Consider the following 22,921-nt stretch of genomic DNA (forward strand, 5'->3'; position numbering starts at 1 on the left):
CGGAAACAGGAATCCTGTGTGAGGTAAGTCACGCCAATTCGGCCGAATCTATTGACGCTATAAAACGATGTCGATAACGTTTTCCAGCGAGTTCGCGCGAGCTCTGAGGTACCACCGACCACCTTTCATTCCGGGAGAACAGGATCGATGATGACCCGAGTTCGTGTCAGACCCCTGCACGCCGTGAAGGCCAGAGGAACCGCCGCCTTCACCACCCTCGCCGCCCTGGTGATCACCAGCGGCATCGCCATCACTGCCGTCGCCGGCCCCGCTCGGGCCGACGGCTCCACCCTGCAGGCAGCCGCGGCCGAGTCCGGCCGCTACTTCGGCACCGCCATCGCCGCGAGTCGGATGTCCGACTCGCAGTACACGACCATCGCGAACCGCGAGTTCAACATGATCACCGCCGAGAACGAGATGAAGATGGACGCGACCGAGCCGTCGCCGAACCAGTTCAGCTTCTCCTCTGGCGACCAGATCGCCAACTGGGCCATCCAGAACGGCAAGCGGGTCCGTGGGCACGCGCTGGCCTGGCACTCCCAGCAGCCGGGCTGGATGCAGAACATGGAGGGCAGCTCGCTTCGCAGTGCCATGCTCAACCACATCGCCGGGGTCGCCGGCCACTACCGCGGCAAGATCTACGCCTGGGACGTGGTGAACGAGGCCTTCGAGGACGGCTCCTCGGGGGCGCGCCGCAACTCCAACCTGCAGCGCACCGGCAACGACTGGATCGAGGCCGCCTTCCGCGCCGCCCGCTCCGCCGACCCGAACGCGAAGCTCTGCTACAACGACTACAACACCGACAACTGGAGCCACGCGAAGACGCAGGCCGTCTACAACATGGTCCGCGACTTCAAGTCGCGCGGCGTACCCATCGACTGCGTCGGCTTCCAGGCCCACTTCAACTCGGGCAACCCGGTGCCGAGCAACTACCACGTCACGCTGCAGAACTTCGCCGACCTCGGCGTCGACGTACAGATCACCGAGCTCGACATCGCCGGTTCCGGCACCTCCCAGGCCGAGCAGTTCCGCGGTGTGACCCAGGCCTGCATGGCGGTGACCCGCTGCACCGGCGTCACCGTCTGGGGCGTACGCGACACCGACTCGTGGCGGGCCTCTGACACCCCGCTGCTCTTCGACGGCTCCGGCAACAAGAAGCTCGCCTACGGCTACGTCCTCGACCAGCTCAACACCGCCGACGGCGGGTCCACGCCACCGGCGGGGAGCTGCACGGTCAGCGTCACCCGGACCGAGTCCTGGAATGACCGGTTCAACACCGTGTTCACCGTCAGTGGCACCGACGACTGGGTGGTCCGGATCAGCACCGGCTCGGGCCAGAGCCTGCAGAACTCCTGGAACGCGACCGTCTCCGGTACGTCGGGAACGCTCACCGCCACGCCGAACGGCAACGGCAACCAGTTCGGGATCACGCTCTACTCGGGCGGGAACACCGCGACACCGACCGCGACCTGCGCCGCGGCCTGATCGTGACTAGGCGGGGCCTCGGCCGTGATTCGCGACCGAGGCCCCGCTCGGCTGTTGGTTGAGCCGCGACCAACACGGTCGTTCTCGCATTGGGCTCGTTGAGGGCTGAGGAAGGCTCTCTTAGTGACTGCTCTTCGTTTCAGGGTTCGCCGCCGACCCGGTCTTTGAGTGTTTCTCGATCGTGCGCCGCGTCAAGGACGCCCTTCGGGCGCCGGCTTCGCCGGCCGCTTCGCGGTCCTTGACTCGGCACCCGATCGAGAAAGATTTCGCCTGTATCGGGGCGGCGGCGAGAGAGTGGCGCGGCATTCACGTTCCTTGTTCGCTGACCGCGTAACACTGGCTTGACCTGCTTAAATCGGTCGATTGATGGTGCTGTTTCGCATATAATAAGGCGCATGTACGAGACCATCGACCGCCTCCTCACCGGGCCGCCCGCGGGGGCGTCCGAGGCTGAGCTGGTCGACTGGATCGCGCGTCTCGAATCGGTCAAGTGCACCGCCGAGGCCGTCCAAGCCGAAGCAGCGGTACGTCTCGACGAAGCCGTCCGGGCACGCCAGGCCGAGGCCGGGGTTCCCGCCCGCAAGCTCGGTGAGGGCGTGGCCTCGCAGGTTGCGCTGGCGCGGCGGGTCTCGCCCGAGAAGGGCGCCAAACTGCTGGGGCTGGCGAAGATCTTGATCGCGGAGATGCCGCACACCTTCGCGCTGATGAAGGCCGGGCTGTTCTCCCAGTGGCAGGCCACCATCCTGGCCCGCGAGACCGCATGCCTCTCCCTCGACGACCGCCGTGTCATCGACCAGGAGCTCTGTGCGACCGGGCCGAACGGGGTACCCGCCAAGGCGGTGTCGATGGGACTGCGGCAGCTCGAGAACGCCGCCAAGAAACTCTCCATCACCCTCGACCAAGCCTCCGTCGTCGCCCGCGCCGCCAACGCCGTGAAAGACCGCCGGGTCAGCCTCCGGCCGGCACCGGACACGATGACCTGGCTCGGTGCCCTGTTGCCGGTCAAGGACGGGGTCGCCGTCTTCGCCGCCCTGGACCAGGCCGCCAAGACCGCTGCCGCCGCGGGCGATGAGCGCACCCGGGGGCAGGTCATGGCCGACACCCTGGTCGACCGGATCACCGGCCGCAGCACCACCGGCGCGAAGCCTCGGATCGAGGTCAAGATCGTGATGACCGCCGACTCCCTCACCGGCGACGCGGATCAGCCGGCCACGGTCGAGGGCTACGGCCCCGTTCCTGCCGCCTGGGCCCGCGACGAGCTCACCGACGCGGACGTGTTCGTGCGGCGACTGTTCGCCGACCCCGCCGGGCAGCTGGTGGCGATGGAATCCCGCTCACGCAAAGCCCCCGACGGGCTCGCGGAGTTCATCACGACCCGTGACGGTGGGATCTGCCGGACCAACGGCTGCGACGCCCCGATCCGCGACATCGACCACGTCGAGCGTCACGCCGACGGCGGCACCACCAGCGCCGAGAACCTCCAAGGGCTATGCGAGCGATGCAACCAGGCCAAGGAAGCTCTCGGCTGGCGGGCCAGACCAGGACCAGACGGCAGCATCATCACCATCACACCCACGGGCCACATCTACACGAGCCCACCACCCGATACCTGGAGACAGGACCCGCCAACACTGTCCCGGGCGGAGCTCATCCTGCGCGATGTGCTACTGGACTACGACCTCGCGGCATGAGGGCGCTGCGCTGTGCCACGTCACCAGCCAGCGTCGCCTTCGCCATTGAATCCTTGGGTGGGACTCTCACCGCGGGGTGGATTTCCCCGTCCGCTGTCAACCGATCGCAATGCAGTCCGGACGGCTGCGGACGCCCAACTACCTCTCGCGATCGCCTTTGCCCTTCGACGGAGAGCGGTCGGACTGCCGTTGGCGGGCGTGGGGAACTGGTCGACCACGTTCAGCACGGACAGGAAGGCGATGAGAACGCCGGTTCGTGGCTCGGGCGCGGAGTCGCGGACGAGCTCGCTCATGACCCGCAGCTGGAGCGTGTCCTTGCGCTCTCGATCTGCGACAGGCCAAGTCACGGGGACGGCGAGGAAGGAGGCGTGCTCCTTACGCGCCAAGTGGCCCTGGGAGACCAAACCTGCGGCCAGCTGCTCGAACCTGCCAGCACCGATGGACAGAGCAAGCGGCAGCGGCGCTCCGGACTCTTCCGCGACGCGGTCGAAGGCATCGCGCAACGGTTGCGACGACGACGGCCGTCGGTCCGGGACGGCGCGAAGCATCGTCTGCCGCATAAGGTGCTTATCGGACGCGACGGCACCATCGAGCGCGAGCTCGGCCAGAAGCGCTCCTCCGACGACCACCGCGGCGGCTCGGCTCGTCCGAACCTTCGGCGGCATCCTTCCGGCGTCGTCGAGAGCCAGGAGAATCAATTCCTCCGCTATCAGCATCAGGTTCACTCCTCCTCTGCGACGTCTTCTCCGGAGGCGGGGTCGTAGAGGTAGACCTGCTCGCCCGCACGGGGGTCGCGGGCGGAGAGCACGTGGAAGGTGGGGGAGGCCGGGTCGGCGAGGTCGACGACGCTCGCGCCGGCACCGAGCACGCCGCGTACGAGATGTGGGGGAGCGGTGGTGTCGATGCGGGTGACGATGCCGGGGGTCACCCAGACGGGTACGCCGGCGAGGAATCCGCTGACCTGGAAGTGCAGGTGTCCGGTGAGGATGGCGCGTACGTCGCTGCTCCGCACCACCCGGCCGAGGGCGGAGATGTTGCGGAGGACGACATCGGCCACGTAGGGAACCGAGGCGAGGTGAAGTGGCGGATGATGCAGGACGAGGACCGTTCCGTCGCGCACCGGAGTGGCCAGCTCGTTCGCGAGGCAGGCCAGCTGGTGCTCGTCGATGAAGCCGTGGGTCTTGCCCGGGACCAGGCTGTCGATGGTGATGACCCTGAGCTCGCCCAGGTGGCTGACCGCCGCGCACAGGTCCGAGTCCGGGTCCAGCAGCCGGCCGCGGTCGCTCCCGTCGGGATCGCGATGCCCGCTGCCGAGCACCTCGCGGAACGGGCCACGGGCATCGTGGTTGCCCGTCGAGTAGAGGTGGGGGATGCCGCGCTCGGCCGCGAACGCACCCACCCGCTCCATGACGGAGCGGCAGCCGGCAGCCGATCCGTCGTCGGCGATGTCGCCGCTGACCACGACGGCGTCCAGGCCGGGCAGGTGGCGGGCGTCGTGCAGGATGCGCTCCAGAGCGGCGACGGCGTCGACACCGTCCATGTCGATGCCGGTCGCGGAGACGTGGGTATCGGAGAGATGCAGGATCCGGGTCACGTGGTGAAGGCTGCCATGAGGACCTCGGCGACGCCGTCATTCTCGCTCAGTACGGCGACGTCCAGGTAGTGGGCGTCGACCTCGTCCCCGACCTGGGTGAGGTCGACCTGGGCACAGGCGACCGCGTCGTCGGTGCAGCCGGCCTCGTCCAGCACCGGCGAGCCGGGTAACCGGGCGAGCCAGGCGTCGAGCTCGGCCCGGGGGACCGTCATCGCGCCCTCGATCTGCCAGTCCTGGAACCCGATGTAGGTGCAGCTCGCCGCGGAGGTCCCGTCCGGCAGGTCCGGCGCTCCCACCGCCTGCGCGAGATCGACGCAGTCGGCCGGCTGGTCCTCCGCCGCCTCGCGCATGTCGGTGCCCACCCTGGCGACGACCAGCACGACGACCGCGACCAGCCCCGCGACGACGAGCAGCGTGCCCGCCATGAGCGTCCACGCCCACCAGGGAAGCCCGCGCGGCGGGCTGCTCATGCCCACTGTCTGGAGCGCTCGACCGCCCGGGTCCAGGAGGCGTACGCCTCATCGGCCGCATCGCGACGCGACGCGTCGGGGGAGAAGGTGCGGTCCAGAGCCCAGGTCTCGCGGATCTCGTCGAACGAGGACCACACGCCGACCCCGAGGCCGGCGAGGAAGGCCGCGCCCAGACCCGTGGTCTCGACATGGCGAGGGCGAGAGACGTCCACCCCGAGTTGGTCGGCCTGGAGCTGGCACAGCAGGTTGTTGGCGGCCGCGCCGCCGTCGACGTTGAGCGAGGCGACGGGCGTCGGCATGGTCGCCATCACGTCACGTACCTCGAAGGTGATCGCCTCCAGGGTCGCCCGCACGATGTGGGCGCGGGTGGTGCCGCGGGTGATGCCGATGATCGTGCCGCGGGCGTCGGGGTCCCAGTGGGGCGCGCCGAGGCCGGTCAGGGCGGGCACGAACACGACGCCCTCGGACGAGGTGACGGTGCGCGCCAGGGCCTCGGTCTCGGCGGCCGAGCCGATGATCTGCAGGCCGTCGCGCAGCCACTGCACCGCGGCGCCGGTCACGAAGATCGAGCCCTCGAGGACGTAGGTGACCTCTCCTGACGGTGACATCCAGCCGGGGGAGGTGAGCAGTCCGGAGTCCGACCGCTGCGGGGTGGTGCCGGTGTTGGTCAGCACGAACGAGCCGGTGCCGTAGGTGCACTTGGAGTCGCCCACCTCGAACGCGGCCTGCCCGAACAGCGCCGCCTGCTGGTCCCCGGCCACTCCGGCGATCGGCAGCGAGAGATCCAGGAAGGAGCGCGGGTCGGTGACCACGCCCTCGCCCCAGTTGGGGCCGATCTCCGGCAGCGCGTCGCGCGGCACCCCGAAGAGGTCGCACAGCTCGTCGGACCAGTCGTTGGCGCCGATGTCGAACAGCAGCGTCCGCGACGCGTTCGAGACGTCGGAGACGTGGTGCATGCCGCGGGTCATCCGGGCGATGAGGTAGGAGTCGACGGTGCCGATCGCATAGCGCCCCGACTCCACGTGCGCCCAGGTGTGCGGCTCGTTCTCACGGATCCAGGCCAGCTTCGTCGCGCTGAAGTAGGGGTCCAGGCGGAGCCCGGTCAGCTCCCGGACGCGGGCGTCGTGGTCGGCCATCGAGGCGCACATCGCGGTCGTACGCCGGTCCTGCCACACGATCGCCCGCCGCGGTGACCCCAGCGTCTCCCGGTCCCACAGCACGACCGTCTCGCGCTGGTTGGTGATCCCGATGCCGACGAGGTCGTCCTTGCCGTGGGCCGCGAGGACCGTACGGCACGCCTCCAGGGTCGCCTGCCAGATCCCCTCGGGCACGTGCTCGACCCGGCCCGGGCTGGGAAAGTGCTGGTCGAACTCCTCATAGCCCCGGGCCGCGACCTCGCCCTTCTCGGTCACGATCAGGGCGGTGACGCCGGTGGTGCCGGCGTCGATGGCGAGGATCGCGCTCACTTCGGCGTCCTGACGATGTCGAGGATGCGCCGGTCGATCCAGGACAGGTCCTCCGCCACCCGCATCTCGTAGTTCTCGGTGGCGACCCAGGCGAGGAAGCCCGAGGCGCCCTGCGCCGAGGCGTACGTTTCCACCTCGGCCTCGATCTCGGGGGTGACCTGCACCTTCTCAGTCTCGGTCGAGGCGGTCAGGTAGAAGTCGCTGAGGTCGAGGAGCCGCTTCAGCTCGGTGATCGGCGCCGGGTGATCGTCGACCCGGAGGTCGGCCGCGATGTCGTCGTTGCCGCCGTAGCCGGCCTCCTCGCGCACCACCAGGAGGGCCGCGCTCTGCCGGCCGCGGCTGTCGCCGCCGGCCTCGTCGCCCGCGGCCAGGGCCGCCAGCAGCCGGTGCTGCAACGGCTCCTCGGGCCCGGAGGCCAGCCAGGCCGCCTCCATCGCCTCGACCACCTCGGGACCGGTGAGGATGTTGCCCTGGATCGCGTACGCCCCATCGTCGGTGGAGCCGGTCCGGCCACCGGCCCAGGCGAAGCAGGACGGTCCGGTGTGGGACGCGGCGTTGCCGTCGACGTCGACGATCCCGACCTGACGGTGGTCCCGTCGCTCGTCCTCCTCCAGCAGCCTCTCGAGGGCGACCGAGGCGGTCGCACCCTCGTCGAGGTGAGCGAGCGCGAGACCCTTGTAGGCGACGTTGGCCTCGGCCTGGGTGGCGATGGCTCCGACCCCCGCGACGGCGGCCGGGACGGCCGATCCGACGGCGAGGAACTTCGAAGCGACGGCCACACCCCAGGTGGGCTCCCCGGTGCCTGGATCAACTGCTCGGGCGACGATGGAGAAGGTCATGGCGTGACCCTATCCACGAAATTTCGTCCGGTTACGGCGTGTTGACGAATTGTCGTACACCTGACGGCGAGGTTGGGCTTTGATTGAGGGATCCCTTCATCCCAATTTCGGAACTGAGTTTCGAACGTGACCAGGAAGGACATCATGACAACCCTGGCGAAAGAAGAAACACCCGAGCTGAAGAGAGTGATGGGGCCTTGGCTCCTTCTGCTCTTCATCGTCGGTGACATCCTGGGAGCCGGCGTCTACGCCGTCACCGGGACCATGGCCGGCTACGTGGGCGGCATCCTGTGGCTGCCGTTCCTGCTCGCCTTCGTGGTGGCCACCATGACCGCGTTCTCCTACCTCGAGCTGGTGACGAAGTATCCCAGCGCCGCCGGTGCCGCGCTCTACACGCACAAGGCGTTCGGCATCCACTTCCTCACCTTCATGGTGACCTTCGCGGTCGCCTGTTCGGGCATCACCAGCGCGTCGACCTCGGCCAACACGCTGGCGCAGAACTTCTTCGGTGGTCTGGAGATCAACGGCTGGATGGACGCGCCCAGCGAGGGTGTCGTCACGCTGGTCGCGTTGGGCTTCATGGTCCTGCTCGCGCTGATCAACCTGCGTGGTGTGGGCGAGAGCGTGAAGTTCAACATCATCCTCACCGTCGTCGAGATGGTCGCGCTGTGCATCGTGATCGGCGTCGGCTTCTACGTGATCGCCCAGGGCAAGGCGGAGATGTCCGAGCTGGTCTCCTTCGACGACTACTCCGACATGGGCGTGGTCTTCGCGGTCACCGCGGCGACCTCGGTGGCCTTCTTCGCGATGGTCGGGTTCGAGGACGCGGTCAACATGGTCGAGGAGACCAAGGAGCCGGAGAGGATCTTCCCGCGCACCATGTTCATGGGCCTGGGTGCTGCCGCGCTCCTCTACATCCTGGTCGCGGTCTCGGTCGTCAGCGTTCTGACCCCCGGAGAGCTCGAGACCATCCGTGAGTCCGAGGGCCGGGCTCTGCTCGAGGTGGTCGCCAAGGGTGCTCCCGACTTCCCGATCGACAAGGTGTTCCCGTTCCTGGCGGTCTTCGCCGTCGCCAACACGGCGCTGATCAACATGCTGATGGCCAGTCGGCTCGTCTACGGCATGGCCAAGCAGCGGGTGCTGCCCAAGCAGCTGGGCGCGGTGCTGCCCGGCCGCCGCACGCCGTACATCGCCATCATCTTCACCACGGTGCTGGCGCTCGGCCTGATCTGGTACGTCTCCAGCGACCCGGACAGCAACATCGTCTCCAACCTCGGCTCGACGACAGCGCTGCTCCTGCTGTGCGTCTTCGCGATCGTCAACATCGCCTGCGTGGTCCTGCGCAACCGACGTGCCGACACCGACAAGGCGTTCTTCACCGCGCCGAGGTGGCTGCCGCCCATCGCCGCGATCCTGTGCATCTACCTGGCCGGCCCGTGGGTCGACCGTGACGGCATCGTCTACGAGATCGCCGGCGGCCTGATGGTCATCGGCGTGATCCTGTGGGCCATCACCTGGCTCGTCAACAAGTTCGCCAACAAGGACGACGCGCCGCCGCACTTCCAGGACATCGAGCACATGGACGTAAACCCCGAGGACGACAAGTAACCGGGTGACTTCGGTCATGGCCGGCGTACGAACTCTTAAGGACGTACGCCGGCCCTGCCGTGTCTGAGATGACTTCGTAACAACCGGGTGATCCGCGTACCCTGAGGCTCGTGAACGACGCCTTCCCCTCCCTCGAGCAGCTGCACGCCATCGGAGCCCTTCAGCAGCCGACCTATTCCGACCCGGCCGCGCTGGCCGCGGCGGTCGAGAAGCTGAGGAACCAGCCGCCGCTCGTCTTTGCGGGGGAGTGCGACCAGCTCAAGAGCTCGATCGCCGCCGCCGGCCGTGGTGAGGCGTTCATCCTGCAGGGCGGCGACTGCGCCGAGGTCTTCGCCGAGGCGACCGCCGACAACACCCGCAACAAGCTGCGCGTGCTGCTGCAGATGGCAGTGGTCCTGACGTACGCCGCCTCCGTCCCGGTCGTGAAGATCGGCCGGCTCGCGGGGCAGTACGCCAAGCCGCGCTCCTCCGACACCGAGACCCGCACTCTGCCCGATGGTGGGGAAGTGACCCTGCCGGCCTACCGCGGCGACGCCGTCAACGGCTTCGAGTTCACCGAGGAGTCCCGCATCCCCGACCCGCAGCGGCTGCTGGACGTCTACCACGCCTCCTCCTCGACCCTGAACCTCGTGCGCGCGTTCACCACCGGGGGCTACGCCGACCTGCGCCAGGTGCACACGTGGAACTCCGAGTTCGTGCGCAACTCGCCCGTCGGCGCGAAGTACGAGGCGATGGGCTCCGAGATCGAGCGCGCGATCGCGTTCATGGAGGCCATCGGCGCCGACCCGGAGGAGTTCCACCGGGTCGACTTCTACTCCTCCCACGAGGCGCTGCTGCTCGAGTACGAGCACGCGATGACCCGCATCGACTCGCGCACCGAGACGCCCTACAACGTCTCCGGCCACTTCGTCTGGATCGGTGAGCGCACCCGTCAGCTGGACGGCGCCCACGTCGAGTACTTCCGCCACCTCAACAACCCGATCGGCTGCAAGCTCGGCCCCACCGCGACCCCCGACGACGCGCTCGCGCTCGCCGCCAAGCTCAACCCGAAGAACGAGGAGGGCCGGCTCACCTTCATCACCCGCTTCGGCGCGGGGAAGGTGCGCGACGGGCTGCCCGGGCTGGTCGAGAAGATCACCGCCGAAGGCGTCAACGTCACCTGGATCTCCGACCCGATGCACGGCAACACCTTCTCCACCTCCAACGGCTACAAGACCCGCCGCTTCGAGGACGTCCTCGACGAGGTCCAGGGCTTCTTCGACGTCCACCACGCCCTCGGCACCGTCCCCGGCGGCATCCTCGTCGAGAACACCGGCGACGACGTCACCGAGATCATCGGCGGCGGCGAGGAGCTCGACGAGGCCGGTCTCGTGCACCGCTATGAGAGTGTCGTCGACCCCCGGTTGAACCGGGTCCAGTCGCTGGAGATGGCGTTCCAGGTCGCCGAGATGCTCCGCAACAAGTAGCCCGTCGGACGCCCAGTCGGCGCGTCCTGCGAGGCAGGACGCGCCGACTGAGGGGATCGGTCAGCGGACCCTGACCGTGAACGTGGCCGTGCGACCGTCCGAGGTCGTCACCGTGCCGTGATAGGTACCCGGGCGCGCGTAGCGGTGCGACGCGCTGATCCGGTAGACGCCGGCGGCGTGGAGCCCGTCGCGCGGGGTGGTCGTGGTGAAGGTCGCGGGCACGCCGGGGGTGCCGTCACCGAAGCGGACCGCCGCGCCGAGCGCGCCCGTGAGCGCGGTGCCGCCCAGGCCGTCGGCGTCGTCGACCGCGTCGACGGCGACCGTGGATCCGTCCGTCTTCGTGCCCGGCGCGGCGAGCAGACCTGCCGCGATGGTGGCCGAGGAGCCGTGGCGTACGACCGCATCGGTGCCGGTCACGGCGGTGGACCAGGCGGCGTGACGGCCGTCGTAGAAGTTGGTGCCGGCGGTGTTGAGCCGGGTGCCGACGTCCGCGACCCGGCGGGCGAAGTCGGCCCCGTCGCGCAGCGACTCCTGGGTCCAGCCGACCTCCCCGTGCGCGAGGGCCCGCGGGAACATCATGAACTCCGCGTTGCTCACGCCACGGATGGTCTCCGACCACAGCGGCGCCTCGGTGCCCAGGATGTCGGCGTCACCGACCCCGGGGACGACGTTCTGGGGGCTCCAGGCGTAGTAGTCCGGGAAGTCGCACGAGCCCGAGCACGCCCAGGACAGCCCGATCGGCGTCTTGGGGTTGTACTTCATGTCGAGATACGACTTGTTGCCTGGTGAGACCAGCAGTTTGGCGCCGTCCTCGGTGACGGCGCGCTTGGCGAAGTCGGTCGAGCCGGCCCAGTACTGCACCCCGTCGCCGGGAGTGAGGGTCGTCTCCGAGTACTCGTTCCAGCCCAGCGTCTTCTTCCCGAGGTCGTGCACGATCTCCACGGCCCGCTTCTCGAAGTCGACATAGCCCTGATGCCCGTAGCGGGCGGTCATGGCGTGCGATTCGTCGCCACCGATGTGCAGGTAGTCGCCTGGGGTCATCTCGGCCAGCTGCGCGAAGACGTGCTGGACGAAGGTGTAGCTGACCTCGGCGTACGGGTCGAGATAGGAGTAGCCGACGTCGATCGTGCTGTTGACCGGCGCCACCGGCTCCGCGGCGGTGCCGGTGTGGCTCGAGCCGGCGGTGTTGAGCTGCGGGATCGCGTGCAGCGCCGCGTTGGTGTGGCCCGGGATGTCGACCTCGGGGACCATGTCGATCTCGCGCTCGGCGGCGTAGGCGACCAGGTCGCGGTACTGGGCCTGGGTGTAGTAGCCGGTGTGGCCGTCCAGGGCTTGGTAGGCGTTGGAGGTGACCGCCGTGCCGCCCGACTCTCGCGTCAGCGCCGTGTAGTCGATGTCGTCGCCGGCCGCGCGCCCGTCGTTGGTGATCTGGATGCGCCAGCCCTGGTCATCGGCCAGGTGGATGTGCAGTACCGACAGCTTGGCGGAGGCGGCGGCGTCGATGATCTGCTTGACCTCGTCGACGGTCTGGAACGACCGGGCGACGTCGACCATGATCCCGCGGTAGCCGAACCGCGGCGCGTCGAGGACCTTCACGGCCGGTACGCTCCACGTCTGGTGCACGCGTACAGGCGAACCGGCGAAGGCCGGGAGCAGTTGGTGCAGCGTCTGGGTGCCGTTGAAGAGCCCGTGCCGGGTCGCCCCGCTGATCCGCAGACCTGAGCGGCCGGAGGAGAGGGCGTACGCCTCGGGGTTGCCCGCCACCTGGCCGTAGTCGGCGCCGGGGTCGATGACCAGCTGCAGATCGGTGGGCTTCGGGTGTGCGGAGACGACCGGCAGGGCGTAGCCCGTCGAAGTGCGGAGCGTGGTGGCGAGCAGGCGCCCGACCGCTGCGGCTTCGCCGCGGGCGACGATGCGCGCGCCGGGGGTGAGGACGAAGTCGGGGCCGGACTGCTCGGCGACCTGCACCGGGAGCGGGACCAGGCCCGGGACGGGGGTGTCGGGAGCGGAGGTGGGGGTGGATGCGGTGGCCGACGGGGCCGCCATGGTGACCAGGCAGCCGGCGAGGGTCAGAGCGGCGGCTGCGGCGAGTATCGAGCGAGACATTCAACATTCCTCTCTGCCGCGGCGACGCGGCGAGTATCAAGAAGTTGTGCTGCTCCCGGCGAGCGTAGTGACGCGCTCGCGCACCCGACAGGGTTTTCGTAAATTCGCTCAACAAATTAATTATCGCCCGGTGCTCAGCCCCTCGCCCAGGCGAGCTGCATGATCTCGTCGCCGTCGTGGAGGATGCTGCGGTTGCTGGTGTCGGTGAAGCCGGTGCGCTCGTAGAGGCGCTGGGCGCGCCGGTTGTCGGTGCGGGTCCAGACGCTGAGGCCCTCCCAGCCGCGTGACTGGAGGTCGCGGATCATCTCGGTGCCGACGTGGGAGCCCCAGACGGCGGGGTCGACGAAGACCATCGAGATGTGGCCGTAGCCGGGGAGGGGTACGCCGTCGACGAGATAGGTCTCGGCCACCAGCATCCCCGCCGGGCGGGTGCCGTAGTGGGCGAGCAGCGCCAGCTCGGCGGAGTCCAGCTTCTCGCGGACGCGGCGGATCCGGGCCTCGGTGGCGGTGCGGCGGCGGGCGGCGTTGGCCGCCCGCCAGACGTCGAGCGCAAGGGCGCGCTGCTCGTCGCTGCTGATCTCGGCGACGATGATTCTCGGCATCTAGGCGGCTACAGCGTCATCAGCCAGATGCCGAGCACGAGCATCACGATCATGAAGATCGCGCCCACCCACAGCAGCACGATCCAGGTCGAGGGGTTGTCCTCGGGCTCGGCGGCCATCAGCGAGGAGACGTACTCCTGCTGGGCGCCGTAGTCGCCGAAGTCCTGCTCGATCGGTTCCTGCTCGGCGACGTAGCCGTAGCCGGTCTGCCAGTCGCCGGCCTCCTCGCCGACGTAGGCCTCCTCCGCGTAGCCGGTCGCGTAGGCGGGCTCGGTCTCGTAGACCTCGGCCGCGGTCTCCTGCTCCTCAGGCGGGGCCCAGTGGCGGACCTGCCCGTTGCGCGACTCCTGGACGAGCATCCCGGAGGGCTGGACGAAGGGCTGGTACGCCGCCTCGACCGTGGCCTCGGAGACCGGCTCGGGCTCGGGGACGGGCTCGGGTCCGGGAAGCGGACCAGGCTCCGGGGTCGGGTCGGGGACGGGCTCCGGGTCGGGGACGGGCTCGGGCTCCGGGACCGGTGTCGGCTCCGGGAAGGGCGAGGGGTCCGGGACGGGCGACGGCTCGGGCTCGGGGATCACGGCCTGCTCCGCGGCGGCCGGCTCGTGTCCCGGCGGGGGAGTGGCCGGCGGCGGGGCGGTCGGCGGGGCGTACGCCGGGCGGACCGCGGTGGTCCCGTCGGGCTCGTCGTCGGTGTCGAGCTTCTCCTCGACGGACGGCGCCTGGCGCCTCGAGGTGCGCTCGGTGGGCTCGTCGTTGGAGGCCGAGGATGCCGGGCCCGGCACGTTGTCGTCGCCGTAGGCGCTGATCCGAGGCAGGCTGAGGGAGGTCTGCGCCGCGTCGGGCTCATCCTCGACGGCCTCCGGGGCGGTCGATGGGACGGGCTTCCGGATCACGGTCGTCTCGTTGGGCTCGTCGAGCTCATCGGGCTCGGGCTTCGCTTCAGCAGCGTGCATGGCTTCGGGCTTCGCTTCAGCAGCGGACACGGGCGGCGTCCTTTCCTCTACATCGGTGGAGTCAGCCTCGGCTGCTCGGTCGGGCTCCGTGGCGACCTCGAGTCCACACATCGGGCACGCCGGCTCATCGGACAGCCGGTGTCCACACTGTGCGCAGCTGGTCATGCCACCCCCATGGCGTCGAAGATCACTCCCGTGCGTTCCCAAGCCTAGGTCACCCGCCTTAACCTTGGGCCGATGCCCGCAGATCGCGGAGCAGGGGGATATCGGGGTTGTCCGCGTCGCGAGAGCCGGGAGTCTCCAGGATGAAGGGGACTTCGTCGGTCGCCGGATGCGCGAAGAGCTCCTCGAAGGCCGTCGTGCCGATGTGGCCGCGGCCGATCTGCTCGTGGCGGTCGAGGTGCTTGCCGCGTACGTCCTTGGAGTCGTTGGCGTGGATCAGCCGGAGCCGTCCGGGGCCGCCGATCTCGACGATCCGGTCGACGCACGCGGTCGCGCCACCGGGCTCGTCCAGCGGGGCGCCGGCGGCGAAGACATGGCAGGTGTCCAGGCAGATCCCGGCCTTGGGGTGGAAGTCGACGGCCTCCAGGTAGGCCGGCAGGTCCTCGACGCCCGCGCACAGCGAGCGTCCCTGGCCGGCGGTCGGCTCCAGCAGCAGCCAGGGCGCGTCGTCGGCGGCGATCTCGTCGAGCACCGGCAGCAGCGCCTCGCGTACCTGCTTCATCGCGACGGCGTGCTTCTCGGTCGCATCCCCGTCGGGGGAGACGAAGGAGCCGGTGTGGATGACGACCCCTTCGGCGCCGATGTCGGCGGCCCGGCGGAGATTGTGGGCGACCAGGGCGGCCGACTTCTCGTAGGTGGCCGGGGTCGGCGAGCCCAGGTTGACCAGGTAGGGGGCGTGGACGAAGGCACGCATACCGCGCCGTTCGATCTCTGCCCGGAACGCCTTGTCCTCGGCGGGCTTCCCGGCCGAGAGCGCCCAGCCTCGTGGGTTGCCGACGAAGATCTGCAGGGTCTCGCCGCCGACGGCGTCGGTGTTGGCGAGGGCCCCGGCGACGAGACCCTTGCCGACCTGTACGTGGGTGCCGATCGGGTTGCGAAGAGAGGTCCGAGAAGAGGTCAAGGTCAGTTCAGCCAGATCGTGATCTCGGAGCCGTAGGGCGCCTCGCCACCGGCGGGCTCCTGCCGGGTCACGAAGTTGAGGCCGAGCGCGAAGTCGTCCTTCTCCTCCTTGACCTTGAAACCGGCGGCCTCGAGGGTCTGCTTCGCGGTGTCCTTGCTGCTGCCTACGACGTTGGGGACGGCGACGGCGTCGGGGCCCTTGGCGACCACGAGGGTCACGGTCTCGCCCTTGGGGAGGGTGCCGGAGTTGGGGCTCTGGCTGAGCACGGTGCCGGGCTGGATCTCCTGGTTCTCCTCCTCCTGGATCTCGACCTTCAGACCGTCGGCCTCCAGCGACTTCTTGGCGCGCTCGGCGCTACGACCGGTCCAGTCGACGATGTCGACGGGCGCCGGGCCCTTGCTGATCACGAGCACGATCGCCTTGCCGGGCCGCACCAGGGTGCCGGCGCGCGGCTGGGAGTTGATGACGTAGCCCTCGGGGACGTTGTCGTTGAACTTCTCGATCGGGTCGCCGATGCCGAGGCCCTTGTCGCGGATCTCGTCCTGAGCGTCGTCGGCGAGCATCCCCTTGACCTTGGGCACGGAGTATTCCTCGACGCCCTTGCTCACGCTGATCTCGACCGTCGATCCGGGCAGCGCCTTGTCGTCGCGGCCGGGGTCGGAGTCGATCACCACGCCCTCCTCGACGGTGTCGGAGAACTCGGTGTTGGCCGAGACCTCGAAGCCGGCGTCCTGCAGCTGCGTGGTCGCCGCGGCCTTGCTCAGACCGGCCACCGAGGGCACCCGCTCGTAGCGACCGTCGATGAACCACCACAGCCCGCCCGCCACCAGCGCGACGGCCACCACGGCGGCGCCGATCGCGATCGGGCCCCTCCAGGTCGCCGGCATGCTCCAGCGCTGCTTCGGCTGCGTGGGGGTCGGGGCGATGCGTACGTTCTCCTCGGGCTCGCTCAGCGAGAGCCGTGCACCCGCGGGGAGGCCGACGCCCGGAGGCGGCCCCGGCGGACCCGGGGGACGACCCGGCGGCGGACCGGACGGTCCGGACGCTCCCAGGCCGAGAGCGGGCAGGACGGCGGTCGTCTCGGCGGCGGACTCGTCGCGAGCCCGTGCCGGGGAGTCGGTGGCACCGGCGCCCTGGGCTCCCTGATCGGGTGCGCCGGGCCGGGGGAGAGCCAAGTCGGCGGTGAGGTCGGGGTCGTCGAAGATGCCCGCGGACAGGGTGGCCATGACCCGGTTGACCATGCGCAGCAGCACGCCGGCGTCGGCCGGGCGCAGCTCGGGATCACGGGCGGTCGCCCGGGCGACCAGGGCGTCGACGTACCGGGGGATGCCGGGGGCGGCCTTCGAAGGCGGCGGGACGTCCTCGTGGACGTGCTTGTAGGCGATCTCGACCGGCGAGGGGCCGCTGTGCGGCTTGCGGCCGGTGAGCAGCTCGTAGAGCACGACGCCGGCGGCGTAGACATCGGACCGTGGCCCGGACCTGGACTCGGTGACCAGCTCGGGCGCGAGATAGGAGACGGTGCCGACCAGGTTGCCGGTGGTGGCGTCGTTGGAGTTGTTGTTCATCACCCGGGCCAGACCGAAGTCGGCGACCTTGACCCGCTGCGAGATCGAGGCGGCACCGGTGGTGATGAGCACGTTCTCGGGCTTGATGTCGCGGTGCACGATCCCGATCGCGTGGGCCGCGGTCATCGCGCTCAGGATCGGCTCGATGTAGGCCAGAGCCTTCGCCGCGCCCAGGGGAGCCTGTGAGGCGATGGTGTCGCGCAGGGTGTGTCCCTCGATGTACTCCATCGCGAGGAAGGCGACGCCGTCGTCCTCGTCCTGGTCGTAGACGGCGACCACGTTGGGGTGGGAGAGCTTCGCGGCAGACCTGCCCTCGCGTACGAACCGCTCGGCGAAGTTGCCCTCCTCGTCGAGGTCCTGGTGCATGACCTTCACGGCGACGATGCGGTCCAGCCGCATGTCGTGGGCCACGTAGACCGTCGCCATGCCGCCCTTCGCGACCTTCTCGACGATCCGGTAACGCATCCCCAAGACCTTGCCCAGAAGGGGGTCGGATGCGGTAGCCGAGCTTCCGCCGTGGCGCCCGATGACGTCGTCACGGGGGTCCGCCTCACTAGCCACGCGATCCTCCTGTCTCCGGTCGGAGAAGTATTCCGGACCGGGCAATGGTACGGACCAGCGGGTCCCACTCACGACTTTCCGGACCGGCTACCCGGGCCGGTAATGTGATTGTTATGAGCGATGTGCGGCTGGCGGAGCAGGACCTGGGTGCCCTGGTTGACGAGTGGATCGACTGGGCTACGGCCGCGTCTCTGCTCGGAGTGACCGTGGGGAAGGTGCGCACCATGATCCGAGAGCACGAGCTCGCCGCGGCGGTGCCTCCGGGGATGAAGGGCCAGCACATCCCGGCCCTGTTCATCCAGGACGGTCTGCCGGTCAAGGGTCTGAGCGGGCTGCTGCACGTGCTCCACGACGGACGCTACGACGACCGCGAGATCATCGCCTGGCTCTTCCTCGACGACGACCTTCCCGGCCGCCCGATCGACGCGCTTCGGGAGAACCGCGGGTCGGAGGTCAAGCGCCGGGCCCAGGCCATGGCACTCTAGACGACCAACCGTTCCGTACGTCTCGGAGGAACCTCGTGAGGTCGAAGTCCGCCCTGATCGGCCTGCTGCTCGCCGTCCTGATGGCGCTGGTCGCCGGATGTGGCGGAGACTCCGGGGCGGGCGGTGGCGAGAGGACCGGCACCGACCCCGAGAGCGGGCTCGCCTGGATCGCGGAGTCAGACCTGCCGCCCGAGGGTGTGGAGACGCTCGAGCTGATCGACGCCGGCGGCCCGTTCCCCTACCCGGGCAAGGACGGCAGCACCTTCGGCAACCGCGAGGGGATCCTGCCCGAGGAGGCATCGGGCTACTACGCCGAATACACCGTGCCGACGCCTGGCTCCGATGACCGGGGCGCGCGGCGTATCGTCACAGGCGAGGGTGGGGAGTTCTACTTCACCGAGGACCACTACGAGTCGTTCTCACGGATCGACCGGGGGTGATGGGCATGAGTGGACTGGCAGGGCTTCTAGCGGGAAAGGTCGATCCCGGCGTCTATCGCTGGCACACCGAGCTGGCCGCGGCCGACCTCTCCGAGTCGGTGACCGGCGCGGGCTGGTCGCTGGCGCAGATCGCCGATGTGGCCGAGACCAAGGACGAGGTGCTCGGTGCCATCGGCGCCGCGCTCGGCTTCCCGGCTCACTTCGGCCGCAACCTCGACGCGCTCTGGGACTCGCTGCGCGACCTCTCCGCGCCCACGGTGCTGCTGTGGGAGACGTGGGGGTGCGCGGCGTACGCGGATCGTGCCGGGTTCGACAAGATCGTCCGGGTGCTCCAGGACCGGTCGGCGGAGATCTCCGAGGACCGGCCGGCGTTCACCGTGCTGCTGCGCGGGGAGGGTCCGGAGACGGACCTGACCGACCTGGGCTGATCACCCGACGTTGACCGTACGAGTGGGGTAGCCCGTGGCTCCGTCGGGAGCGGGCGGTGCCTCGTCGGCGGTCTGCGGAGTGCCGGTGCGGTCGTAGGCCCGCGCCTGGATCTGGTGCTCGCCCTCGGTCGCGTCCCAGCGGTAGGTCCACTGGCGCCAGGTGTCGATGCTGTCCTCGGCGGCGAGCGTGGCGGGCTGCCAGGGGCCGTCGTCGATGCGTACCTCGACCTTGCTCACACCCCGGTGCTGCGCCCAGGCGACACCTGCGATGGTGCGTTCACCGGGCATGACGTCGTCGCCGGGCAGGTCGATGCGGCACTCGGTCTTGATCGGGCCCTCGGCGGACCAGCCGCGGTCGGTCCAGTAGGCGCGGAAGTCTGCGAAGCGGGTGACCTCCAGCTCGGTGAGCCACTTGGTCGCCGAGACGTAGCCGTAGAGGCCGGGGACGACCATGCGGACCGGGAAGCCGTGGTCCCGGGTCAGCGGCTCGCCGTCCTGGGCGATCGCGAGCAGGGAGTCGCGGCCGTCGGTGAGCGCCTCGAGCGGGGTGCCGATGGTGATGCCGTCGGCACCGGTGGACTTCACCGCGTCCGCGTCGGGGGAGAGGCCGGCGCGCTTGAGGACGTCGCGGATGCGTACGCCGGTCCAGGTCGCGTTGCCGATCAGGTCGCCGCCCACCTCGTTGGAGACGCAGCAGATCGTCACGCGGCGCTCGTAGAGCGGCATCGCGAGCAGGTCCTCGTAGGTCAGTTCGACCGGGTCGTCGACCAAGCCGTGGATCTTGAGCCGGTAGTCGGCGAGGTCGACGCGTGGGGTGAGCAGGGCGATGTCGATGCGGTAGAAGTCGTCGACGGGGGTCAGGTGGGGCGTGAGCCCGTCGATCCGGAGCTCCGCGCCCGCCGGGAGGGGCGCGGCGGGGGAGACGGCCGCAGGGATGGCCACCCTCGTCGCGGGGAGCCGGCGTGCGGTGACCACCTTGGCGCCGACCCCGCCGGCCGCACCCACCGCGGTCACCGCCGCGGCGGCGACCAGGAACCTGCGACGGTCGAAGCCGTCGGGCGCCTCGGCCTCGGTGGGCGGGCTGTCGGCGTCGCGTAGGGGCCGGGTGAGGAGGATCAGTGCGGTGATCCCGACCGCGAGGCCGATCACGATCGCGACGATCCCGGTCGTCCCGTTGCCGGCCCGGTCGGCCAGGAGGGCGGCGATGTCGATGGCCCCGAGGAGTATCAGCATGCCCGCGCCGAGGGCGGGGCGGCGTACGGCCAGGGCCCCGGCGACCCCGAGCAGGGCCAGCGTGACCAGCCCGACGCAGGCGAGCAGGATCGGCTTGTCGGCGGTGCCGAAGGTGGCGACCGCCGCCTCCTTGAGCCAGCGCGGGGTGAGGTCGATGACCCGGTCGCCGAGCGCGAGCAGGGGCGAGGCGCCGCCGGCCAGGGCGGCGATGAGCTCGGCGACGCCGAGTCCGAGTACGCCGGCGGCGATGCCCGCGAGGGGGCCGTAGGGAAGACGCGGTGCCGAAGCGGAGCTCGAGGTCTTCTGCTCGGCGAGGTTGCCGGATGTCATGCTGTGGGTTCGTGGCCGATCGATGGGCGGATGGGACCAATCCTCCCACTCTTCGGCTGCGAACACGGGATGAGATCTGTGATGTGTCGGAAGGGGTGTGCATGCGGCGAGCGCTGCGGGTCGTGGGCGACGAGTCGTTGCCCGACCCCGATGACGACCTGGACCCGGCGGCGGTGCTCGCCGCGGTCGCCGGCGGCGACCTCGATGCCTTCGGCCGCCTCTACGACGAGCTGGCTCCGCTGGTCTTCGGCGTCGCCCGGCGGGTCGTGCGCGACCCCTCGCGTGCGGAGGAGGTGACCCAGGAGGTGTTCACCGAGCTGTGGCGCCAAGCCGCCCGGTTCGACCCGTCGCGCGGCTCCGTCCGGACCTGGGTGCTGACGATCGCGCACCGTCGCGCGGTCGACACCGTGCGCTCCACGCAGGCCTCGCGGGCGCGGGAGGAGCACGTCGGCCGGCGTGAGCCGGTGGACGTCGCCGGCCCGGAGGAGGCTGTGGTCACGGCCTCGGAGCACGAAGGCGTACGCCGCTGCCTGGACTCCCTCACGCCGCTGCAGTCCCAGGCCGTGCGGCTGGCCTACTACCAGGGCTTCACCTATCCCGAGGTCGCCGAGCTGCTCGGCCGGCCGCTGCCGACGGTGAAGTCGCGGATGCGCGACGGGCTGATCCGTCTCAGGGACTGCCTGGAGGTGCACGATGGCGCCTGACGTACACGGTCTGGTCGGGGCCTACCTGCTCAACTCGTTGGAGGACGAGGAGCGAGCAGAGGTCGAGGCGCATCTGGCAGCCTGCCCCGACTGCCGCGAGGAGGTCGACTCGCTGCGGTCGGCGACCGCGTCGCTGGCCGATGAGGTCGCCGAGACCCCGCCGGCGTCGCTGCGGGCGAGGGTGATGCGTACGGCCTCGGAGACTCCGCAGCTCCCGCCCGTGGTCGCCGCGGGCCGCGCTCGTCGTCGCTGGTTCGTGGGTGCGATCGCCGCGGTCGCGGCCCTGGTCATCGGTGTCGGCGTGACGGTCGGCGTCGTCGTACGAGATGACGACCCGCCCGCGATGACCGCCGCCCAGGTGATGTCGGCCCCGGACGCGCGGATGCACAAGGAGGAGACCTCCGACGGCGAGCTGATGGTCGCGATGTCCCACGAGATGCACATGGTCGCCGTCGACACCGCCCACCTCGACCGTCCCGCCGGGATGACCTACCAGGTCTGGTGGCACACCGACGCCGGGATGGAGTCCGCCGGCGTCCTCGATGAGGAGATGGCCGTCGCCGTACCGGTCGAGGACGGCGACCTGATGGTCACCATGGAACCCGAGGGCGGCTCCGACCAGCCCTCGGAGAAGGTCCTCTTCCAGATGCCTGCCGAGCGCCTCTGACGCCGGTCAGACCGTGCGCTGGGTGGCGGCTGTGGCGAGGGCGCGGAGGACTTCGGCGGCGCCGGCGTCGAGGGCGCCTGACGACTTGGCGTCGTCGAGGGCGGTGAGTCCCTGGTCGGCGAGCTCGGTGATGGTCTTCTCGACCTGCTGCTCGGCGCCGGAGGAGGCGATGATCGTACGCAGCGCCGCGACCTGGTCCGCGGTGAGCGGCTGACCGAGGGAGCGGTCGAGGAGGTCGGCGTCGGCGGGCGGCGACGCCTGCAGGGCGAGCGCGACCAGGACGGTGCGCTTGCCCTCGACGAGGTCGTCGCCGGCAGGCTTGCCGGTGACCGAGGGGTCGCCGAAGACGCCGAGGAGGTCGTCGCGGAGCTGGAAGGCCTCGCCGACGGGGAGGCCGTAGGCCGAGAGCGCCTCGATCTGCTCCGGGGAGGCTCCGGCCAGTGCGGCACCGACGTGGAGGGGGCGCTCGACGGAGTACTTGGCCGCCTTATAGCGCACCACCTTCATCGCCGCCTCGACGTCGGCCGCGCCGCGGGCCTGGACGGTGATGTCGAGGAACTGCCCGGCGATCACCTCGCTGCGGGTGTGGTCGAACACCGAGAGCGCCGCGGAGGTCTCGGAGCCCCCGAACCCAGAGGTACGCAGCAGCTCGTCCGACCAGGTCAGCAGCAGGTCGCCGAGGAGCACGGCCGCGGCGTCGCCATAGGCACGGGACCGGCCCGGCCAGCCCGCGGCGGAGTGGTCGGCCTCGAACGCGCGGTGCGCGGCCGGCGCCCCCCGCCGGGTGTCGGAGTCGTCGATGACGTCGTCGTGCACGAGCGCCGAGGCCTGGAGCAGCTCGAGCGCGGCGGCCGCCCGGACGAGCGACTCCTCCTCGGCCGGCGAGGGGGAGGGGCGGACCGCGTGGAAGCCCCAGTAGCAGAATGCGGCTCGCAGCCGCTTGCCGCCGGACATCGACTCGCGAGCTCGGCGCAGCAGCGGTTCGACCTCGTCACCGAGCGGAGCCAGCCGCTCGGACTGCGTCTCGAGAAAGGTGTCCAGTGCCCCCTGGACGCGACGGCGGAATTCATCGGCGTCCCACGTTTCATTCACTCTCCGAGCCTAG

At 69.9% G+C, this 22,921-nt stretch carries 21 protein-coding genes; 9 read left to right on the forward strand and 12 right to left on the reverse strand.

Annotated features, from left to right (window positions below):
* Positions 1 to 150: 150 nt before the first annotated feature.
* Entirely contained in the window at positions 151 to 1,485 is a 1,335-nt protein-coding gene (locus tag ACIO3S_RS23385) for an endo-1,4-beta-xylanase (protein WP_400468062.1), read from the forward strand.
* Between the two features lie 395 nt (positions 1,486 to 1,880).
* On the forward strand, positions 1,881 to 3,176 hold the full coding sequence (locus ACIO3S_RS23390; protein ID WP_400468063.1) for a DUF222 domain-containing protein: 1,296 nt from the start codon (positions 1,881 to 1,883) through the stop codon (positions 3,174 to 3,176).
* 20 nt (positions 3,177 to 3,196) lie between these two features.
* Here the strand turns inward: ACIO3S_RS23390 and ACIO3S_RS23395 are convergent, their stop codons facing one another.
* The 5 genes from ACIO3S_RS23395 to ACIO3S_RS23415 are packed head-to-tail and all read right to left on the reverse strand — an operon-like array spanning position 3,197 to position 7,545.
* Entirely contained in the window at positions 3,197 to 3,892 is a 696-nt protein-coding gene (locus ACIO3S_RS23395) for a GPP34 family phosphoprotein (RefSeq protein WP_400468460.1), read from the reverse strand.
* Between the two features lie 5 nt (positions 3,893 to 3,897).
* Positions 3,898 to 4,770, reverse strand: coding sequence for a metallophosphoesterase (locus tag ACIO3S_RS23400; protein WP_400468064.1), 873 nt, complete (start codon positions 4,768 to 4,770; stop codon positions 3,898 to 3,900).
* A complete protein-coding gene (locus tag ACIO3S_RS23405) occupies positions 4,767 to 5,240 on the reverse strand; it encodes a hypothetical protein (protein ID WP_400468065.1) in 474 nt (157 codons plus the stop codon). The genes ACIO3S_RS23400 and ACIO3S_RS23405 overlap by 4 nt, the downstream gene beginning before the upstream one ends.
* Entirely contained in the window at positions 5,237 to 6,706 is a 1,470-nt protein-coding gene (locus ACIO3S_RS23410) for an FGGY family carbohydrate kinase (protein ID WP_400468066.1), read from the reverse strand. The genes ACIO3S_RS23405 and ACIO3S_RS23410 overlap by 4 nt, the downstream gene beginning before the upstream one ends.
* A complete protein-coding gene (locus ACIO3S_RS23415) occupies positions 6,703 to 7,545 on the reverse strand; it encodes a DUF1028 domain-containing protein (RefSeq protein WP_400468067.1) in 843 nt (280 codons plus the stop codon). The genes ACIO3S_RS23410 and ACIO3S_RS23415 overlap by 4 nt, the downstream gene beginning before the upstream one ends.
* Positions 7,546 to 7,734: 189 nt before the next feature.
* On the opposite strand from ACIO3S_RS23415, the gene ACIO3S_RS23420 reads away from it, so the two are divergent.
* Entirely contained in the window at positions 7,735 to 9,153 is a 1,419-nt protein-coding gene (locus ACIO3S_RS23420; protein WP_400468068.1) for an APC family permease, read from the forward strand.
* 110 nt (positions 9,154 to 9,263) lie between these two features.
* The gene (locus tag ACIO3S_RS23425; RefSeq protein ID WP_400468069.1) at positions 9,264 to 10,619 is read left to right on the forward strand and encodes a class II 3-deoxy-7-phosphoheptulonate synthase; all 1,356 of its coding nucleotides are present in this window, start codon (positions 9,264 to 9,266) and stop codon (positions 10,617 to 10,619) included.
* Positions 10,620 to 10,679: 60 nt separating this feature from the next.
* Here the strand turns inward: ACIO3S_RS23425 and ACIO3S_RS23430 are convergent, their stop codons facing one another.
* From ACIO3S_RS23430 to pknB, 5 genes are all read right to left on the reverse strand, one after another.
* Positions 10,680 to 12,725 (reverse strand): family 20 glycosylhydrolase, encoded by a 2,046-nt coding sequence (locus tag ACIO3S_RS23430; protein ID WP_400468070.1) that lies wholly within the window; start codon positions 12,723 to 12,725, stop codon positions 10,680 to 10,682.
* Positions 12,726 to 12,859: 134 nt separating this feature from the next.
* Entirely contained in the window at positions 12,860 to 13,327 is a 468-nt protein-coding gene (locus tag ACIO3S_RS23435) for a GNAT family N-acetyltransferase (RefSeq protein ID WP_400468071.1), read from the reverse strand.
* Between the two features lie 8 nt (positions 13,328 to 13,335).
* Entirely contained in the window at positions 13,336 to 14,310 is a 975-nt protein-coding gene (locus ACIO3S_RS23440) for a hypothetical protein (RefSeq protein ID WP_400468072.1), read from the reverse strand.
* Positions 14,311 to 14,503: 193 nt separating this feature from the next.
* Positions 14,504 to 15,403 carry a deoxyribonuclease IV gene (locus ACIO3S_RS23445; protein ID WP_400468073.1) on the reverse strand — a complete coding sequence of 300 codons (900 nt, stop codon included), beginning with the start codon at positions 15,401 to 15,403 and terminating at the stop codon, positions 14,504 to 14,506.
* Between the two features lie 2 nt (positions 15,404 to 15,405).
* Positions 15,406 to 17,529, reverse strand: coding sequence for a Stk1 family PASTA domain-containing Ser/Thr kinase (pknB, locus tag ACIO3S_RS23450; protein ID WP_400468074.1), 2,124 nt, complete (start codon positions 17,527 to 17,529; stop codon positions 15,406 to 15,408).
* Between the two features lie 113 nt (positions 17,530 to 17,642).
* Between pknB and ACIO3S_RS23455 the strand changes: the two genes are divergently transcribed.
* From ACIO3S_RS23455 to ACIO3S_RS23465, 3 genes are read left to right on the forward strand one after another with little or no spacing between them, the layout of a single operon-like run.
* The gene (locus ACIO3S_RS23455; protein WP_160024352.1) at positions 17,643 to 18,014 is read left to right on the forward strand and encodes an Rv2175c family DNA-binding protein; all 372 of its coding nucleotides are present in this window, start codon (positions 17,643 to 17,645) and stop codon (positions 18,012 to 18,014) included.
* A gap of 35 nt (positions 18,015 to 18,049) precedes the next feature.
* Entirely contained in the window at positions 18,050 to 18,454 is a 405-nt protein-coding gene (locus ACIO3S_RS23460; RefSeq protein WP_400468075.1) for a ribonuclease domain-containing protein, read from the forward strand.
* Between the two features lie 5 nt (positions 18,455 to 18,459).
* Positions 18,460 to 18,882, forward strand: a complete 423-nt coding sequence (locus ACIO3S_RS23465; RefSeq protein WP_400468076.1) for a barstar family protein — start codon at positions 18,460 to 18,462, stop codon at positions 18,880 to 18,882.
* On the opposite strand, the gene ACIO3S_RS23470 is transcribed toward ACIO3S_RS23465, so the two are convergent.
* Positions 18,883 to 20,445 carry a molybdopterin-dependent oxidoreductase gene (locus ACIO3S_RS23470; RefSeq protein WP_400468077.1) on the reverse strand — a complete coding sequence of 521 codons (1,563 nt, stop codon included), beginning with the start codon at positions 20,443 to 20,445 and terminating at the stop codon, positions 18,883 to 18,885.
* A 101-nt stretch (positions 20,446 to 20,546) separates the two neighbouring features.
* Here ACIO3S_RS23470 and sigK point away from each other — a divergent pair, with 101 nt between their 5' ends.
* Together sigK and ACIO3S_RS23480 are read left to right on the forward strand one after the other, a co-directional pair.
* Positions 20,547 to 21,149, forward strand: a complete 603-nt coding sequence (sigK, locus tag ACIO3S_RS23475) for an ECF RNA polymerase sigma factor SigK (protein ID WP_400468078.1) — start codon at positions 20,547 to 20,549, stop codon at positions 21,147 to 21,149.
* Entirely contained in the window at positions 21,139 to 21,816 is a 678-nt protein-coding gene (locus tag ACIO3S_RS23480) for an anti-sigma factor domain-containing protein (RefSeq protein ID WP_400468079.1), read from the forward strand. The genes sigK and ACIO3S_RS23480 overlap by 11 nt, the downstream gene beginning before the upstream one ends.
* Positions 21,817 to 21,822: 6 nt before the next feature.
* On the opposite strand, the gene ACIO3S_RS23485 is transcribed toward ACIO3S_RS23480, so the two are convergent.
* The gene (locus tag ACIO3S_RS23485; RefSeq protein ID WP_400468080.1) at positions 21,823 to 22,908 is read right to left on the reverse strand and encodes a polyprenyl synthetase family protein; all 1,086 of its coding nucleotides are present in this window, start codon (positions 22,906 to 22,908) and stop codon (positions 21,823 to 21,825) included.
* Positions 22,909 to 22,921: the final 13 nt, after the last annotated feature.

Origin of the sequence: Nocardioides sp. NPDC087217 (genome assembly GCF_044744805.1) — a bacterium.
Lineage (GTDB): Bacteria > Actinomycetota > Actinomycetes > Propionibacteriales > Nocardioidaceae > Nocardioides.

Coding starts and splice junctions, on each gene's coding strand:
- ACIO3S_RS23385 (WP_400468062.1), top strand. CDS start 151: ATGACCCGAGTTCGTGTCAGACCCCTGCACGCCGTGAAGGCCAGAGGA.
- ACIO3S_RS23390 (WP_400468063.1), top strand. CDS start 1,881: ATGTACGAGACCATCGACCGCCTCCTCACCGGGCCGCCCGCGGGGGCG.
- ACIO3S_RS23395 (WP_400468460.1), bottom strand. CDS start 3,892: ATGCTGATAGCGGAGGAATTGATTCTCCTGGCTCTCGACGACGCCGGA.
- ACIO3S_RS23405 (WP_400468065.1), bottom strand. CDS start 5,240: ATGAGCAGCCCGCCGCGCGGGCTTCCCTGGTGGGCGTGGACGCTCATG.
- ACIO3S_RS23415 (WP_400468067.1), bottom strand. CDS start 7,545: ATGACCTTCTCCATCGTCGCCCGAGCAGTTGATCCAGGCACCGGGGAG.
- ACIO3S_RS23420 (WP_400468068.1), top strand. CDS start 7,735: ATGGGGCCTTGGCTCCTTCTGCTCTTCATCGTCGGTGACATCCTGGGA.
- ACIO3S_RS23430 (WP_400468070.1), bottom strand. CDS start 12,725: ATGTCTCGCTCGATACTCGCCGCAGCCGCCGCTCTGACCCTCGCCGGC.
- ACIO3S_RS23435 (WP_400468071.1), bottom strand. CDS start 13,327: ATGCCGAGAATCATCGTCGCCGAGATCAGCAGCGACGAGCAGCGCGCC.
- ACIO3S_RS23455 (WP_160024352.1), top strand. CDS start 17,643: ATGAGCGATGTGCGGCTGGCGGAGCAGGACCTGGGTGCCCTGGTTGAC.
- ACIO3S_RS23465 (WP_400468076.1), top strand. CDS start 18,460: ATGAGTGGACTGGCAGGGCTTCTAGCGGGAAAGGTCGATCCCGGCGTC.
- ACIO3S_RS23470 (WP_400468077.1), bottom strand. CDS start 20,445: ATGACATCCGGCAACCTCGCCGAGCAGAAGACCTCGAGCTCCGCTTCG.
- sigK (WP_400468078.1), top strand. CDS start 20,547: ATGCGGCGAGCGCTGCGGGTCGTGGGCGACGAGTCGTTGCCCGACCCC.
- ACIO3S_RS23480 (WP_400468079.1), top strand. CDS start 21,139: ATGGCGCCTGACGTACACGGTCTGGTCGGGGCCTACCTGCTCAACTCG.